Annotated in this window: 12 protein-coding genes; 9 read left to right on the forward strand and 3 right to left on the reverse strand. The window is 72.8% G+C overall.

The window, feature by feature from the left end; genetic code table 11:
• The first annotated feature begins 22 nt into the window (after window positions 1–22).
• Window positions 23–853 carry a phage shock envelope stress response protein PspM gene (gene pspM, locus Afe05nite_RS05335; RefSeq protein ID WP_203815838.1) on the forward strand — a complete coding sequence of 277 codons (831 nt, stop codon included), beginning with the start codon at window positions 23–25 and terminating at the stop codon, window positions 851–853.
• Here the strand turns inward: pspM and Afe05nite_RS05340 are convergent.
• The gene (locus tag Afe05nite_RS05340; protein ID WP_203815839.1) at window positions 804–1604 is read right to left on the reverse strand and encodes a DNA-formamidopyrimidine glycosylase family protein; all 801 of its coding nucleotides are present in this window, start codon (window positions 1602–1604) and stop codon (window positions 804–806) included. The genes pspM and Afe05nite_RS05340 overlap by 50 nt on opposite strands.
• Window positions 1605–1608: 4 nt before the next feature.
• Window positions 1609–2394 (reverse strand): SAM hydrolase/SAM-dependent halogenase family protein, encoded by a 786-nt coding sequence (locus tag Afe05nite_RS05345; RefSeq protein ID WP_203815840.1) that lies wholly within the window; start codon window positions 2392–2394, stop codon window positions 1609–1611.
• Between the two features lie 62 nt (window positions 2395–2456).
• Between Afe05nite_RS05345 and Afe05nite_RS05350 the strand changes: the two genes are divergently transcribed.
• The gene (locus tag Afe05nite_RS05350; protein WP_203815841.1) at window positions 2457–3365 is read left to right on the forward strand and encodes an LLM class F420-dependent oxidoreductase; all 909 of its coding nucleotides are present in this window, start codon (window positions 2457–2459) and stop codon (window positions 3363–3365) included.
• 24 nt (window positions 3366–3389) lie between these two features.
• Entirely contained in the window at window positions 3390–4253 is an 864-nt protein-coding gene (locus Afe05nite_RS05355; protein WP_203815842.1) for a hypothetical protein, read from the forward strand.
• Here Afe05nite_RS05355 and Afe05nite_RS05360 read toward each other — a convergent pair.
• On the reverse strand, window positions 4236–8816 hold the full coding sequence (locus Afe05nite_RS05360; RefSeq protein ID WP_239117571.1) for an ATP-dependent helicase: 4581 nt from the start codon (window positions 8814–8816) through the stop codon (window positions 4236–4238). The two genes, Afe05nite_RS05355 and Afe05nite_RS05360, sit on opposite strands and share 18 nt — an antisense overlap.
• A 172-nt stretch (window positions 8817–8988) precedes the next feature.
• On the opposite strand from Afe05nite_RS05360, the gene Afe05nite_RS05365 reads away from it, so the two are divergent.
• The 6 genes from Afe05nite_RS05365 to Afe05nite_RS05390 all read left to right on the forward strand — a co-directional run bounded on the left by Afe05nite_RS05365 (window position 8989) and on the right by Afe05nite_RS05390 (window position 16024).
• Window positions 8989–9834 carry a DUF4397 domain-containing protein gene (locus Afe05nite_RS05365; RefSeq protein WP_203815843.1) on the forward strand — a complete coding sequence of 282 codons (846 nt, stop codon included), beginning with the start codon at window positions 8989–8991 and terminating at the stop codon, window positions 9832–9834.
• 12 nt (window positions 9835–9846) lie between these two features.
• Window positions 9847–10833 carry a sortase domain-containing protein gene (locus Afe05nite_RS05370; RefSeq protein WP_203815844.1) on the forward strand — a complete coding sequence of 329 codons (987 nt, stop codon included), beginning with the start codon at window positions 9847–9849 and terminating at the stop codon, window positions 10831–10833.
• A 63-nt stretch (window positions 10834–10896) separates the two neighbouring features.
• A complete protein-coding gene (locus Afe05nite_RS05375) occupies window positions 10897–12534 on the forward strand; it encodes a protein kinase domain-containing protein (protein WP_203815845.1) in 1638 nt (545 codons plus the stop codon).
• Window positions 12535–12637: 103 nt separating this feature from the next.
• On the forward strand, window positions 12638–13927 hold the full coding sequence (locus tag Afe05nite_RS05380; RefSeq protein ID WP_203815846.1) for a hemolysin family protein: 1290 nt from the start codon (window positions 12638–12640) through the stop codon (window positions 13925–13927).
• Window positions 13924–14952, forward strand: a complete 1029-nt coding sequence (locus Afe05nite_RS05385; protein WP_203815847.1) for a hemolysin family protein — start codon at window positions 13924–13926, stop codon at window positions 14950–14952. The genes Afe05nite_RS05380 and Afe05nite_RS05385 overlap by 4 nt, the downstream gene beginning before the upstream one ends.
• Window positions 14953–14989: 37 nt before the next feature.
• Complete coding sequence (locus Afe05nite_RS05390; RefSeq protein ID WP_203815848.1) at window positions 14990–16024, forward strand: sporulation protein; 1035 nt, start codon at window positions 14990–14992, stop codon at window positions 16022–16024.
• Window positions 16025–16115 lie beyond the last annotated feature (91 nt).

Below are 16115 nucleotides of genomic sequence, written 5' to 3' on the forward strand. Positions count from 1 at the left end.
GTAACGGACGGGGAGGGCGACGGTGGACGAGCGGACCAGGTATTTCCGCCGGCTCCGGCGGCTGCGCGGCTCAGCGCGGCGGTGGAGCGTCATGGGTGGGGGCCTGACCGCGGCCGCCGCCGTCCTCGTTCCTTATTCGGGGATAGGCATCGTCGACGCCGTCTGGGCGGGTGCGGCCGGTTCCTCGGTCGCGCTGGCCTGGTGGCGTTGGAGCGATCATCGTGCCCTGGCGGCCACCCCGCCGCCGCCCGCACCCGACCCGGCCCTGACCGGCCAGCGACTGGCCGCCGCCATCGAGCGGTTCCCGGCCGGGCGCTCGGTGATGAACGAGATGCGCCGGCAGAAGAACCGTTACGTCCTGCGCGGCTCGGCGGTCGCCCTGGCGTGGGACCGCCTCGATCGCGCTTCGGCCACGCTCACCGGCCTGGCCGGCCGGCTGACCGGCCCCGGCGAGGGCGCTCTGCTCGAGGCGGCCACGGCCGAGCACTGGCTGCGTGACCTCGGCCAGCGGGTGGCAAGCATCGAGCGGGCCATCCCGATCACGCCGGTCGAGGGCCGCGCCGCCATCGAGCAGTCCCACGCGAGTCTTGCCGACCAGTTCACCACCGGCGTCGACGCGTTCGAGCGGCTGGTCGCCGCGGCCGCCAGCTATGTCGCCGAGGACGGCCACCCGCTCACCGAGGGCGCCCACCCGGCCCTCTCCAGCCTGATCGACGCGACCGACCGGTTGCGCGGCTTGGCCGAGGCGTTGACCGAGCTGAAACGGCCCCCGGCGGCCTCGGTCCGGCCGGAGCGCACTGCCGCTATGGAGCGACCTGAGGACGTGGCTGGCAGCGCGGGCACCAATAGGTGACACGCTCGTCCTGCTCGGCCTTGCTGATCGCGGTGGCACAGCGGCGGCACGGCTTGGCCCGCCGGCCGTAGACATAGCTGGTTTCCCCGCGCCTCAGGGAGCCGGTCGTGGTCTGGGTCCAGCGACCGCGGTTCGACGCGACCAGTTTCTGGGCCAACTCGACCACCTTGCGGAGATCGGCCACTTCGGAGACCGGGGTCCACGGCCACAGTCCACGCAGGAACATCGTCTCGGCCTTGTAGAGGTTGCCGACCCCGGCCAGGTTGCGCTGGTCCAGCAGGGCCTCGGCGATGCTGGCCGCCGGGTTCTCCTGGATCCGGCGCACCGCCTCGGCCGGGTCCCAGTCGTCGCCGAGCAGATCCGGCCCGAGGTGCCCGACAAGTCGGTCCTCCTCGGCCGTCGGCAGCAGCTCGACCTCGTGCAGGTGATAGCCGACCGCCACCGAGCGGGCCGAGCGCAGCACCACCCGGATCAGGTGGGCGGGCCGGCCGGTCCAGCGTTCCCCCGGCGCGTACGCCCGCCAGGCGCCTTCCATCCGCAGGTGCGAATGCAGGGTGAGCGGTTTCTCCCCCGCACGGGTGAACCGCAGCAGCAGATGCTTGCCGCGGCTCGCCGACTCGGCCACCGTCCAACCGGCGAGGTCGGCGGTGGCCAGCCGGGGAACCCGGAAGTCGGAGCCGGTCAGGACGTCGCCGACAAGCGCTTTCTCGATGACTCTGGCGGTGTTCCAGACGGTGTCGCCCTCAGGCATACAGCTATCTTTGCGCGATCTTGACGAGATCGCCCGGCCGGACCGACAGAACGACGACGGCGCGGCCATGGTTCACGGCGATCGCCACGTGGCCGGCCGAGTCCTCGTAGACCAGCAGGTCGCCCCGGTCGACCTCGGCGAACGTGCTGCCCCGTCGCGCCCGCACGGTGCCCACGAGCAGGTCGGTGCCGAGTCCGGCCAGCACCTCGCCACCGGCGGCGAGCTGCACGTTGCCGAAGCGGTCGACGGTGATGACCTCGGACTCGATCCAACCGTCGCCGATGGTCACGAGCGGGGCGGGCAGGCGCACCAGGGCGGCCGGGTCGATCGGCGGGCCGGCGTCGGCCGGGGCGGCGCCGACCGCCAGGTGGGCGGCGGCCGGGGAGAACACGTCGCGGCCGTGGAACGTACGGGACACGTCGCCCAGCATCCACTCCTTGTTGGCCAGCTCGTACGCCGTCCCGATGCCGCCGAGCGCCTCCGCGGCCCAGATCAGCGCCCCGTTGTCGGGCCCGACCAGCAGGCCGTTGGGGGTGCCGAGGACGACGCCGCGGCGGGACGTGCCGACTCCGGGGTCGACCACCACGACGTGCACCGAGCGCGGCAGGAACGGCGCCGTCTGGGCGAGCACGGCGGCCCCGCGGGTCACGTCGGCCGGCGGCACGTGGTGGGTCACGTCGATGACTCGTACGGCGGGGGCGAGGCGCGCGATCGTGCCGTGGCATGCCGCGACGAAACCGTCGAACGTCCCGTAATCGGTGGTGAGGCTGATCCATCCATATCCGGCCATGGTGGCAAACGTTACTGCCCCAACACTCTTAGTGTGGGACCAACCCATGGCAGGTTGGGACCATGCGTCTAGTGATCTTCACCGAGCCCCAGCAGGGGGCCACCCACACCGATCTGCTCCGGGTCGCGCAGACCGCCGAGTCGGCCGGTTTCGACGGGTTCTTCCGCTCCGACCACTACCTGGCGATGGGCCGCTCCGGCGAGCCCGGACCGAGCGACGCCTGGGTGACGCTCGGCGCGCTCGCCGTGCAGACGTCCCGCATCCGGCTCGGCACGCTCGTCACGTCCGCTACGTTCCGGCTGCCCGGACCGCTGGCCATCGCGGTGGCGCAGGTCGACGAGATGAGCGGCGGCCGGGTCGAGTTCGGCCTGGGTGGCGGCTGGTTCGAGCAGGAACACAGCGCCTACGGCATCCCGTTCCCGGCGGTCGGCGAGCGCTTCGACCGGCTCGAGGAGCAGCTGGAGATCATCACCGGTCTGTGGGCGGCCGACTCCCCGTACAGCTTCGCCGGCAAGCACTACCAGCTCGTCGACTCGCCCGCACTGCCCAAGCCGGTGCAGTCGCCCCGTCCTCCGGTGATCATCGGCGGGCACGGCAAGAAGCGCACGCCGGCCCTCGCCGCCCGCTTCGCCGACGAGTTCAACGTCCCGTTCTCCAAGGTCGAGGACATCGCGCCGGCCTTCCAGCGGGTGCGGGACGCGAGCGCCGCCATCGGCCGTACCGAGCTGCCGGTCTTCTCCGCCGCCGCGGTGCTCTGCGTCGGACGGGACGACGCCGAGGTGCGGCGCCGGGCCGCGGCCATCGGCCGCGAGGTCGAGGAGATCAGGGAGAACGGCGGCGTCGTGGGCACGCTCAGCGAGGCCAAGGAGACGATCGAGAGGTACGCGGCGGAGGGCGCGACCCGGCTCTTCCTGCAGGTCCTCGACCTTTCCGACCCGGCTCACGTGGAGCTGGCCGCCGACCTCGGCTGACCCGGCGCCCTTATCCTTCTGAGCGTGACCATCTACATCGCGCGAACCGCCAAGTTCACGCTGGTTTCGTGGGAGGCCGCACGGTTCCCGGGCGCCCGGGCCGTGCGGCACGGATGGGACGGCGTCGTGGAGTCCGGCGGCTCGGTCAAGCGGGCCTCCCTCGACACCGCGATGGTGGTCATTCCGCCGCTGGTGCTCGCCGCGGTGCTGGCCGTGTTCCTACCGGCCGAGCTGGCGGCGCTGGCCGGCGCGGTCGTCGCGGTGGTGTTGTTCGCCCTCGCCCAGTACCTGCGGCATCGCGTCCCGCGCGAGCCGACCGGCCGTGGACCCGCGGTGCACAGGCTGACCGGAATCCCGGAACGGACCAGGTTCGACCGTTTCGTCGACACCGCCGAGCGGGTCAGCCGCACGTGGCCGGCCCTCGGCGGGCTCGTCGACGAGGCGGCGGCGTCGGCGATGTTGTCGACGGCGTTGTGGGAGATCTCCGGGGTGCTGGCCCGCCGCCAGGAGCTGACCGCGGTGTTGACCGAGCTGAGCCGCCCCGACTTCGCCGCCGCGTCGCCCGACGACCGCACCGCCCTGGAGTTGCAGACCCAGCTGCGCGCCACCAAGCAGGCCCTCTCCGACATCGAGATCGACCTGGCCGCCCGGGAGGCGAGCCTGCGCCGGGCGGAGGAGGCGGGCCGGGCGTTCATCCGGGAACAGGAGATGCGCCGCGCGATCCGAGCCGCCGAGGAGTCGCTGCACCCCGACGCGGCCGCCGCCCGGCCCGCCGACGCCGGTGCCGAGCTGGCCGAGCAGACCAACCTGGTGCTCGACGCCTATCGGGAGCTGACCGCGGGCCTGCACCGCCCGGACGCCCCGCCCTCCTCAGGCGCGCAGGCGTAGGCCTCGCGGGGTGGGGCGGAAACCGGCCGTGGTCAGCGCCTCGCTCAGGGCAGTGCCGTGGACGGCCTCGCCGTCGGCTCGCTCGACCGACATCACGCCGAGGGCGCCCGAGCGCACCGCGTCGGCGAGCGCCTGGCCCGCCGCGATCAGGTTTTCCGGATCGTCGGTGAACGAGAGCAGGGTGCGGCCGCCGCGTTCGACGTAGAGCACCAGGTCGCCACCGACCAGCACGACCAGGGCACCCGCTTTGCGGCCGGGGCGGTGGCCGGCCTTGGTGGTTTCGCCGTCGCCGGTGTCGACGACGCGGTCGGGCCAGCCCAGCGCGGCGCCGTAGGGGTTGGCCGGGTCGGTGGACGCCAGGACCACGGCGGTCGCGGTGGTGCGGCGTGGGGCCTCGTCGGGGTCGGCCAGCGCGCGCAGCCGGTCGACGGCGCCCGGGACCGCGAACTGGGCCGCGCCCAGGCCCTCCACGAAGTAGCCCCGGCGGGCCGCGCCCCGTTCCTCCAGGGCGCCGAGCACCGGGTAGACCCCGGCGAAACCGCCGGTCACGCCCTCGGCCATGACGGCACCCCGGGTGACGACGCCGTGCCGTTCGAGCAGCAGGTCGGCGAGCGCGGCGGCGCGGCGGGTCGGGTCGAGGTCGCGGTCGGGCAGCCGGGACCAGCGGCCGGCCATGTTGGGCGGGCCGCCGCGGGCCGGGAGGGAGGGGCGGCCGGGCCGGCGGTAACGGGCGCGGGCCGGGGCGGCCTTGGCCCGGTGGGCGCCGCTGCCGCCGAGCAGCGCGCGCAGCGGGGCCAGGGTGTCGTTGGTCAGGTGACCGGCCCACACCAGGTCCCAGACCGCGGCGGCCAGCTCGGTGTCGTTGGTGGCCCCCAGACGGTCGGACAGCGAACGGAAGAACAGCGCCTGCCCGTCGCTGAGCGTCTCGATGATGCGCTGGTGCAACGGCGTCAGGGCCAGCTCGTCGTCGGGCGGGGGCAGCAGCAGCGGGGCGCTGTCGGCCCAGGCCAGGGTGACCCAGCCGTCGCTGCCGCCGATCGAGCCGGACCCGGCCCACAGCACGTCGCCGCCGGCGCACAGCTCGTCGAGCTGCGGCGCGGCGTAGTCGGCGACCCGGGCCGGCAGCACGAGGCGCTCCCAGGCCGAGGCCGGCACCGCGATGCCCTGGAGCTGTTCGAGTGAGGCGGCCAGGGCGTCGAGGCCGCGGGCGTTGCCGCCGATCTGGTGCCAGCGGGGCAGGAACGTGGCCAGCACCCGCGGCGGCACCGGCTCGATCTCGCGGCGGAGCGCGGCCAGCGAGCGGCGCCGCAGCATGCGCAGCACCTCGGAGTCGCACCACTCGGTGCCGGCCCCGCCGGGCGAGAACTCGCCGGAACCGACCCGCCCGGCCGCGCTGAGCCGCTTGAGGGCCTGCTCGACCACGAAGACGCCGAGGCCGAACCGGGCCGCGCAGGTCGCGGCGGCGAACGGGCCGTGCGTGCGGGCATAGCGGGCGACCAGGTCGCCGAGTGGATCGGCGACCGGTTGGAGGTAGGCCTCGGGCAGGCCCACCGGCAGGGCCACACCGAGCGCGTCCCGATAGCGGCCGGCGTCGTCGATGCCGATCCACCGCTCCTCGCCGGCGATCCGGACGCGGATCGCCCGGCGGGTGGTCTCCAGCGAGACCGCCCAGGCCTCCTCGGCGCCACGGATCGCCAGCTCGGCCGGGGACAGGTCGCCCAGCAGCCGGAGCAGCTCGGCGGTGTCCTCCGCGTCGCGCGGCTGCCGCCGCTCGGTGAGCCATTGAAGCTGGGCCTCGGTCTCCGCGACGACCGTGGGATCGAGCAGCTCCCGCAGGTCGACCCGGCCGAGCAGTTCACCCAGCAGGGTCGAGTCGAGCGCGAGCGCGGCGGCCCGGCGCTCGGCCAGCGGGGCGTCGCCCTCGTAGAGGAACGCGCCCACGTAACCGAACAGCAGTGACCGGGCGAACGGCGACGGCCGGGGTGTCTCCACCTCGACCAGGCGCACTTTGCGGCCGGCCACCTCGCGCATCAGCCCGGTCAGGCCGGGCACGTCGAAGACGTCCTGCAGGCACTCGCGGGCGGCCTCGAGGGTGACCGGGAAATCGGCGAACTCGCGGGCCACGTCGAGCAGCTGGGCGGCGCGTTGACGTTGCTGCCAGAGGGGTTGGCGGCGGCGCGGGTCCCGGCGGGGCAGCAGCAGCGAACGGGCCGCGCACTCGCGGAACCGGGCCGCGAACAGCGCCGACGTGCCGACCGACTCCTCGACGAGCTGGACGATCTCCTCGGGGTCGAACGCGACCAGGTCGGCACCGGGCGGCTCCTCGGCGGTGTCGGGCAGGCGTACCACGATCCCGTCGTCGGATGGCATGACCTGGCCGTCGACGCCGTACCGCTCGGCCAGCCGGCGGGCGATGGCCAGGGCCCAGGGCGCGTTGACCCGCGCGCCGAGGACACAGTGCACCGTCATGCGCCAGTCGCCGAGCTCGTCGCGGAAACGCTCGACCAGGATGGTGCGGTCGTCGGGCAGATGCCGGGTGGCCTCGCGCTGCTCGCTCAGATAGGCCAGCAGGTTGTTGGCGGCCCACTCGTCGAGCCCGGCCGCCCGCAGCTTGTCCGCGGCGGTGTCGCCGGCCCGGGTCAACGCCCGCAACTGGGCGCCGATCGCCCGGCCCAGCTCGATCGGACGGCCGAGCGAGTCGCCCTTCCAGAACGGCATGCGGGCGGGCGCGCCCGGCGCGGGGGAGACCAGCACCCGGTCGGGCGTGATGTCCTCGATCCGCCACGAGGTCGAACCGAGCAGGAACACGTCGCCGACGCGGGACTCGTAGACCATCTCCTCGTCGAGCTCGCCGACCCGGGCCGCGCGCTCGGCGCCGGCCAGGAAGACGCCGAACATGCCCCGGTCGGGGATGGTGCCGCCGCTGGTGACGGCGAGCCGCTGGGCGCCGGGCCGGCCGGTGAGCTGATCGGTCGCGCGGTCCCACACGAGGCGGGGGCGCAGCTCGGCGAAGGCGGTCGACGGGTAACGGCCGGCCAGCATGTCGAGCACCGCGTGCAGGGCCGAGTCGGGCAGCTCGGCGAACGGCGCGGCCCGCCGCACCAGCGCGGCCAGGTCGTCGACCTGCCAGGCGTCGAGCGACACCATCGCCACGATCTGCTGGGCCAGCACGTCCAGCGGGTTGCGCGGGTAGTGCAGCTCCTCGATGGCGCCGGTGCGCATCCGGTCGGCCACGACCGCACAGGAGACCAGGTCGCCGCGGTGCTTGGGGAAGACCACGCCGAGCGAGATCGCGCCGACCTGGTGGCCGGCCCGGCCGACGCGCTGGAGGCCGGCCGCCACCGACGGCGGCGCCTCGATCTGCACCACCAGGTCGACGGCGCCCATGTCGATGCCGAGCTCCAGGCTGGAGGTGGCGACGACGGCGGGCAGGAGGCCGGACTTGAGCGCCTCCTCGATCTGCTTGCGCTCCTCCCGCGAGACGCTGCCGTGGTGGGCGCGGGCGACCACCGGCGGAGCGCCGTCGGCCTGCCCGGCCTGGGCCATGACCTGAGCGGGCGGGTGGGTCGGCGCGGGCGGCGGATCGCCGGCCCGTTCGAGAGCGAGCTCGTTGATCCGCGCGCACAACCGCTCGGCACCCCGCCGGGAGTTGGTGAAGACGATCGTCGACCGGTGCTCCTGAATGAGGTCGAGCACCCGCTCCTCGACCGCCGGCCAGATCGACGGGGTGCGCCGGTTGCCGTCGGGATCGTCGAGCCCCGTGTCGGGCACCTCGTCGAGGCGGGTCATGTCTTCCACCGGGACCTCGACCACGACCTCGATGGTCTTGGCGCTCGGCGGCTGGACGATCGCGACGTCGTGGGCGCCGCCCAGGAAGCGGGCCGTGTCGTCGATCGGGCGAACCGTCGCGGACAGCCCGATGCGCTGGGCGGGCTTGCCGAGCAACGCGTCGAGTCGCTCCAGCGACAGCGCCAGGTGGGCGCCGCGCTTGGTGGCCGCGACCGCGTGCACCTCGTCGACGATCACCGTCTCGACGCCGCGCAGCGAATCGCGCGCGGCCGAGGTGAGCAGCAGGTAGAGCGACTCGGGCGTGGTGATCAGGATGTCGGGCGGGGTGCGGGCGAACAGGCGCCGCTCGTCGGCCGGGGTGTCGCCGGTGCGCATGCCGACCGTGATGTCGGGCGGCGGGATGCCGAGCCGGCCCGACGCCTGCCGGATGCCGGTGAGCGGGGCGCGCAGGTTGCGCTCGACGTCGACGGCGAGCGCCTTGAGCGGGCTCACGTAGAGAACCCGGCAGCGCTGCTTCGGATCTTCCGGGAGCGGCTCGTGGGCCAGCCGGTCGAGTGACCAGAGGAACGCGGCGAGCGTCTTGCCGGACCCGGTCGGCGCCACGACCAGCGCGTTTCGGCCCGCGCCGATCGCCTGCCACGCACCCGCCTGGGCGGCGGTGGGCGCCGCGAAGGACGCGGCGAACCACTCCCGGGTGGCCTGGCCGAACTGACTGGTCGGCCCGCTGCCCGCCGCACCGCTCGGCACACCGCCCTGCGCCTGGACGTCTCGCATGGTCCTATCTTTGCTCGGGGGTATGACAAGAACCGGGCGGAACGACGACGGTCTATCGGACGGGTGGTCAGTCGATCCGACACACCGGACCATGGTGCCGGCCCGTGACGAAGGCATATACAAAACGCGTTACCCGACGAAACGCCGCTAGGCTCCACCGACAGGAGGCACCGTGTTCATCCCCGCACCGCACCTACGGCGCCTCGGCAGCGCTGCCGCCGCATTCGCCCTGGTCACGCTGTTCGCGACCCCGGCGAGGGCGGCCGGCGACGGTTATGTCCGGCTTGCGCACCTCTCACCCGACACCCCGGCCGTCGACGTCTACCTGCGCTCCAGCACCGGCGCGGTCAAGCCACAGACCTTCAAGGGCGTCGCCTACGGCGCGATGTCCGCCTACCTTCGGCTGCCGGTCGGCAACTACCAGGTCGCGATGCGCAACGCGGGCGCGCCGGCCACCGCGAAACCGGTGCTCACCACCGACGTCGACGTGGCCGGCGGGAGCGCCTACACGGTGGCCGGCGTCGGTCGTTACGCCGACCTGGGGCTTCGTGTGCTGCGCGACGACCTGAAGCTCCCCGACTCGGGCAAGTCCAAGGTCCGGATCATCCAGGCGTCGGTCAAGGCGCCGGTGCTCGACGTGGCCGGCAAGAACGGCACCGCCATCGCCGACAACGTCTCGTTCGCCACCACCACGGATTACCGCGAGGTCAACCCCGGTAAGTGGAACGTGCAGGTGGTGCCGACCGGGGGCGGCCGGACGAGCGTGCTGCCGTGCACGCTGGGCGCCGGCAGCGTCTATTCGCTCATCGTGCTCGACGACAAGGGTGGCGGCCTCAAACCGGAGCTGCACGTCGACGCGGAACGGCAGGGCGCGGTCCCGCTCGGCGGCGTCGCCACCGGGGACGGCGGCAGTCAGGCCGGCTCCCGCCTGCCGATGGCGCTGCTGCTCGCCGGTTTCGCCGCGATCTTCGGCGGAGCGCTGGTCATGGTGCTGCGGCGCCGGCTCCGGGTCGGCTGATCGGGGTACGCGGTGACGGTCGACGAAGGCGACGACGAGACGATCGTCGAGCCACCGGAACATCCCGCTCGGGGGGTGGCGGTGGTGCCCGGTGCCCTGTCGGTCCCGCGGCGCCGGGTGACCTGGTCGCCGCCGCCCCGGCCGGAGCTGCTGTTCGAAAGGCCGGCGCTGCTGTTCGAACGCCCGGCGCTGCTGTTCGAACGTCCGGCGCCGCCCACGATCATCGAAGCCCCGCCGATACGTCCGCCGATGCCCGGTGACGATCCGGGGGCACCTCCGCACGGAACCGCCGAGCCCGGCGCGGAACCGGAAAATCCCGTACGGAAGAAAGGAAGTTTGCGGCGTCTCGGACGCCGTGCCGCGTTGCCCGCCGCGACCGCCGCCATGGCCGCGTTCGTGGTCGGCACCACCTACCTCGCGCTGGCCGGCCGGGCCGAGTCGGCCGATCCGGAAATGGGTCGATGGGCGCCCTCGGTGAGCGTCACCGGCCCGGTGGCGGTCCAGGGCGCGGGCAACGCGGGCCGGCCGCCAGGAGATCCGTTCGGGACCGCCGCCGTGCTCGCGCGCGGCGAGCCGACGCGGGTGCGGGTGGCGGCGATCGGGATCGACTCGGCCCTCGAGACGCTGCATGTGGTGAACGGTGCGCTGCAGGCGCCGAAGCGTTTCGACCAGGCGGGTTGGTATTCCGACGGCACGGCGCCGGGCGACGTCGGACCGGCGGTCATCGCGGGGCACGTCGACTCGAAGGCGGGTCCGGCGATCTTCTATCGGCTGCGGGAGATCACCGCGGGCGATCGGATCGAGGTGGTACGCGGCGGAACAGTGCTGCGTTTCGTAGTGATTCGCACCGCGTGGTACCCGAAGAAGGCGTTCCCCACCGACGAGGTTTATGGACCGACGCCCGATCGGCAGTTGCGTTTGATCACGTGCGGCGGGGTATTCGATCGCCAGCTCCGGTCCTACAAAGACAACCTCGTGGTCTACGCGGTGGCCGGGTGATCGGCGTTCCGCCGGTGCAGAAAGCCCGCTTATCCTGGAACTGAGACGACGGGTGGGGGCGTGATGGCGGTCGGACCGATGCTCATCGCCGGTCGATACCGTCTGCTCGAGCCGGTCGGCGCGGGCGGCATGGGTCGTGTCTGGCTGGCCCGCGACGAGATGCTCGATCGTGACGTCGCGGTCAAGGAATTCGTTCCGCCGGACTGGATGTCGGAGGAGGAGCAGGCGCGCCTGCGGCACCGGACGCTGCGTGAGGCCCGCAGCGCGGGGCGGCTCAACCATCCCCATGTGGTCCGGGTCTACGACGTCGTGCACGACGACGACCTGCCCTGGATCGTGATGGAGTACGTCCCGTCCCGCTCCCTGCACCAGGTGATCCACGACGACGGGCCGTATTCGCCGGTGGCCACCGCCCGGATCGGGCTGGCCGTCCTCGACGCGCTGAGCGCCGCCCATCGAGCCGGTGTGCTGCATCGTGACGTCAAACCGCACAACGTGCTGATCGGCACCGACGGCCGGGTCGTGCTCACCGACTTCGGCCTGGCCACGTTCGTGGACGACGGCGCCGTCACCGGCGACGGGAACATCGTCGGATCACCGCAGTACGTGTCCCCGGAACGGGCCCGGGACGGCGCTTCCACTGTCGAGTCGGATCTGTGGTCGCTCGGGGCCACGCTCTATTCGGCAGTCGAGGGCCGGTCGCCCTATCAGCGGTCGACCGCGATGGCGACGTTGATGGCGCTGGCCACCGAGCCGCCCGACCCGCCGGAACACGCCGGGTTGCTCGGACCGGTGCTGCTCGGGCTGCTGCGGCACGATCCGGCGACGCGGCTCACCGCCAGCGAGCTGGAGCGGCGGCTCCGGATGGTCATCGCGGCCGCTCCCGGGGCCGGGGGAGTGCCGTCCCCGCGCAAGCCCCGCGGGGTGCCGAGGACGTCCCCCGCCGCTGCGCCGCCGGTTTCGCCGGAGGCGCCGTCGCGACGCCCCGCGTTCCGGCCGGCCGAGCGGCGGTCGATTCTGATGGCGACCGGGCTGGCCCTCGCGGCACTGCTGGGCGGGGGTGCGATCGTGGCCGGCTACCTCGTTCAGCGCTCCGATACCCCGGGCCCGACGCCGTCCGGCTCGCCGCCGCCGGCCTTCGCCGTCGCCGGGTTCTCGCCGGCCCTCTGTTCCGCGGGGACCTCGGCGGACCCGTCCGCCCCCGCTGTCCGGATGCCGCAGAAGGGTGCGGCCCGCGGGGTGAGCGGCTGGAACCTGCTGTCGGGCTGGTCGTACTTCTCCGACGGATCCGGCTTCCACCTGGCCGTGCCGGACGGTTGGAGGTACCGGAAATCAGGCAGTCTGTACTGCTTCAGCGAGCCGGGCGGGCACCGGGTGCTGAGCCTGGACACCGGCCGCAACCCGTCGGCCGACCCGGTGACCGCCTGCCGTGCCGAGGCGAGTCGGCTGGTCAAGGCCGGTGCGCTGCCCGGGTACGCGGAAATCTCCATCGAGTCCCGGCCGCTGCTGGCCAAGGCGGCCGACTGGGAGTACGGCTTCCAGGACGACGACGGTGCCAAGCTGCACGCGCGCACCCGCTGGTTCACGAGCAACGGTCGTGGTTACGCGTTGAGCTGGGCCACCCAGGAGATCGACTGGACCGGTGACCTGGCAAAGATCAACATGGTGGTGAGCACGTTCTACGCGGAGAAGCGAAGCTAGCTCTCACAGGAATCGTTCAGCCGGTGTTGTTACCGTCTTGCCCCATGATCGGCAGTACCCAGCCGGGCTCGGCCCGGCTCTGTGCCTCCTTTTCCACCCAGCCATGTTGATCCTTGTCGGTCTTCTGCTGGTCCTCCTCGTCACGGCCGTGACCGGCTATTTCGTGGCTCAGGAGTTCGGATATGTCGCCGCGGATCGCGGCCGCCTCCGCCGCCAGGCCGCGGAGGGTGACCCCGCCGCGGCGCGTGCCCTGCGGGTCACCGAACGACTCTCCTTCGTGCTGTCGGGCGCCCAGCTCGGCATCACCGTCACCGCGCTTCTCGTCGGTTACGTCGCCGAGCCGTTCCTGGGCGACGGACTGGCCGCGCTGTTCGGCGTGGCCGGCGTGCCCGCCTCGGTGAGCATGCCGATCTCCGTCGCGTTCGCCCTGGTCGTGGCCACCGTCGTGCAGATGGTGTTCGGCGAGCTCGCGCCCAAGAACCTGGCCATCGCGCGCCCGGAGGCGGTGGCGAAATCGCTGAGCCGCTCCACACTGCTCTATCTGCGGGTCTTCGGCCCGGTCATCCGGCTCTTCGACGCCGCCGCCGCACGTCTGCTGCGCCGGCTCGGCATCGAACCCGTCGACGAGCTACCGGAAGGCGCCACCTCCGAAGACCTCGAGCAGATCATCGAGGCGTCCCGCAAGGACGGCGTCCTCTCCCCCGAGTTGTCCGCTCTTCTCGATCGCGGCCTCGACTTCCGTGGTCTGACCGCCGCCTCGGTGATGGTGCCGCGGATCCGCGTCGACCTGCTCGCCGCGACGGCGACCGCGGCCGACGTGGTCGCGCTGATGGACACCGGGCACTCCCGCTTCCCGGTCCGGGGCGCCACCTCGGACGAGATCCTCGGCGTCATCTCGATCTCCGACGTGATCTCGGTGCCGCCCGCGCGGCGTTCCTCCGTGCTGGTCGCCGACCTGCTCAGCGAACCGCTGATGGTGCCGTCCTCGCTGCGCCTGCCGGCCGTGCTGGAGCGGCTGCGCTCGGGCCGCCGCCAGATGGCCTGCGTGGTCGACGAGTTCGGCGGCTTCGCCGGCATCGTGACCTTCGAGGACATCGCCGAGGAACTGGTCGGCCCGATCCGCGACGAGGACGATCTGCCGGAGCCCGCTCCGGTCCGTCAGGACGACGGCTCGTGGCTGGTGCCGGCTCGCTGGCGGCTCGACGAGATCAGCGACGCCACCGGCGTCGAGCTGCCGCTCTCCGACGACTACGACACGGTCTCCGGGCTGGTCATGGCCCGTCTCGGCAGAATGGCCAAGGCCGGCGACTCGCTCATTCTTGACGACGATCTTTCGGTACGGGTGGAGAGCGTCGACCGCCACGTGCCGCAGACAGTGAGGTTGTCGAGATGACCGCCGTGCTCGCCGTGTTGCTGCTCGTCGGCAACGCGTTCTTCGTCGCCGCCGAGTTCGCCCTGGTGGCCAGCAAACGCCACCGTCTCGAACAGGCCGCCGCCACCGGTGGCCGGGCCGCCGCCGCGGCGCTGGCCGGCAGCCGGTCGTTGCCGCTCATGCTGGCCGGCGCCCAGTTGGGCATCACACTGTGCTCGCTGGGCTTAGGCGCTCTGGCCGAGCCGGCGCTCGCGCACTGGCTGACGCCGCTGTTCCACGGCGTCGGCCTGCCGGAGTTGGCCTCGCATGTGATCGCCTTCGTAATCGCCCTGGCCGTGGTCACGTTCCTGCACCTGGTGATCGGCGAGATGATGCCGAAGTCGTGGGCGATCACCGACCCGGAGCATTCGGCGGTGCTGCTGGCGCTGCCGTTCCGGCTCTTCGCGCGGCTCGTCGGCCCGCTGCTGCGCCTGCTGAACGCGCTGGCCAACGCCGTGCTCAAACCGTTCGGCGTGCGCGCGCAGGACCAGCTCCCGGTGTCGCACGGCCCCGCCGAGATGCAGATCCTGCTCGACCGTTCGCGCGCCGAGGGCCTGATCGGGGCGGAACAGAGCGAACTGCTCAGCAGCGTGCTCGGCCTCGGCTCGCTACGGGTCCGCGAGGTCGCCTTCGCCGCCGATCAGCTGGTCACCGTGCCGGCCACGGCGTCGGCGGCCGATGTGGAGCTGGCCTCGATGGGCAGCGGCCGGTCCCGTCTCGCGGTGACCGGCGCGGACGGCGCGGTGGTGGGTTTCGTGCATGTCCGCGACGTGGTCCGGGCGACCACCGCGGGCCGCGACGTCACCGCTGCCGACCTGATGGACGAGCCGTTCACCCTCGGCGCGGACGACCGGGTGGTCGACGCCGTCACCGCCATGCGAGCGGGCCGCGCCCAGGTCGCGCTGGTCGCCGGCGGCGGGTTCGTCGCCCTCGAGGACCTGCTCGAACAGGTGCTCGGCCCGTTCGACGACGAGACCGACCCGGTCTCGGTAGCGGTTCCCCGCTAGTTTTCGCCACCCCGTTTGTTCAAGGAGGAATGACCCGGTGGTTTTCAAGAAGATGATGCGCGCCTTCGGTGCCGGCGGGCCGTCCGTCGACACCGTGCTGGCCAACCCCAACGTACGTCCCGGCCTGGCGCTCGACGGTCAGGTCCGGGTGACCGGCGGCGACCACGACGTCACCATCGAGCAGATCGTGCTCGGCCTGGTGACCCGGGTCGACCACGAGCACGGCGACAACGTCGTCGAGTTCTACCGCCAGCCCGTCTCCGGTCCGTTCCAACTGCGCACGGGTGAGCAGCGGGACCTCCCGTTCTCGTTCCCGGTGCCGTGGGAGACCCCGATCACCCACTTCTACGGGCAGCGCCTGCACGGCATGACGATGGGCCTGCGCACCGAGCTCGCCGTGGCGAAGGCGGTGGACAAGGGCGACCTGGACGAGGTGGCGGTGCACCCGCTGCCCGCCCAGGAGCGCATCCTGGACGCTTTCGCCGGCCAGGGTTTCCGCTTCAAGAAGGCCGACCTGGAGCACGGCGGCATCTATGGTCTGCGTCAGCAGCTGCCCTTCTACCAGGAGATCGAGTTCTACCCGCCGCCGCACCTGGCGGGCGGCATCAACGAGGTCGAGGTCACCTTCGTCGCCGACCCGGACGGTGTCGAGGTCATCCTCGAGTTCGACAAGCGCGGCGGCTTCCTGAGCTCAGGCCACGACGCCTACGGCCGCTTCCGCGTCGCCCACGTCGAGGCCGACACCGCCGACTGGAACGCGGTCGTCGAGTCCTGGGTCGGCGAGGCCGCGGGCCGCTACCAGGGCTTGCGCGGCGCGTCCGGTTTCGGCGGCCACGGCGCCCCGGGCGGCTACGGCGCCCCGGCCGGTTTCGGTGGGCACGGCGGCGGCTTCGGCGGACACGCCGGGCACGGCTATCCGGCGCACGGCGGTCACCACGGTCACTACCGCCGCCAGGGTCCGGGCATGGGCGGGATGGTCGCCGGCGTGGCCGGCGGCGTCGTGGGCGGCATGATCCTCGGCGAGGTCGTCGAGGAGGTCTTCGAGGACGACGGCGGCGACTTCGAGGAGTAGCCCCGGACCGGCCGCCGCCCGCCCGCCCGCCGCCACGGGTGGCCGGCGGCCGCTTGTCCCTCGGCCCGCGTTATCGCTTCCCGGCCGACTG

It is taken from the genome of Paractinoplanes ferrugineus, from assembly GCF_016862195.1.
GTDB lineage: Bacteria > Actinomycetota > Actinomycetes > Mycobacteriales > Micromonosporaceae > Actinoplanes > Actinoplanes ferrugineus.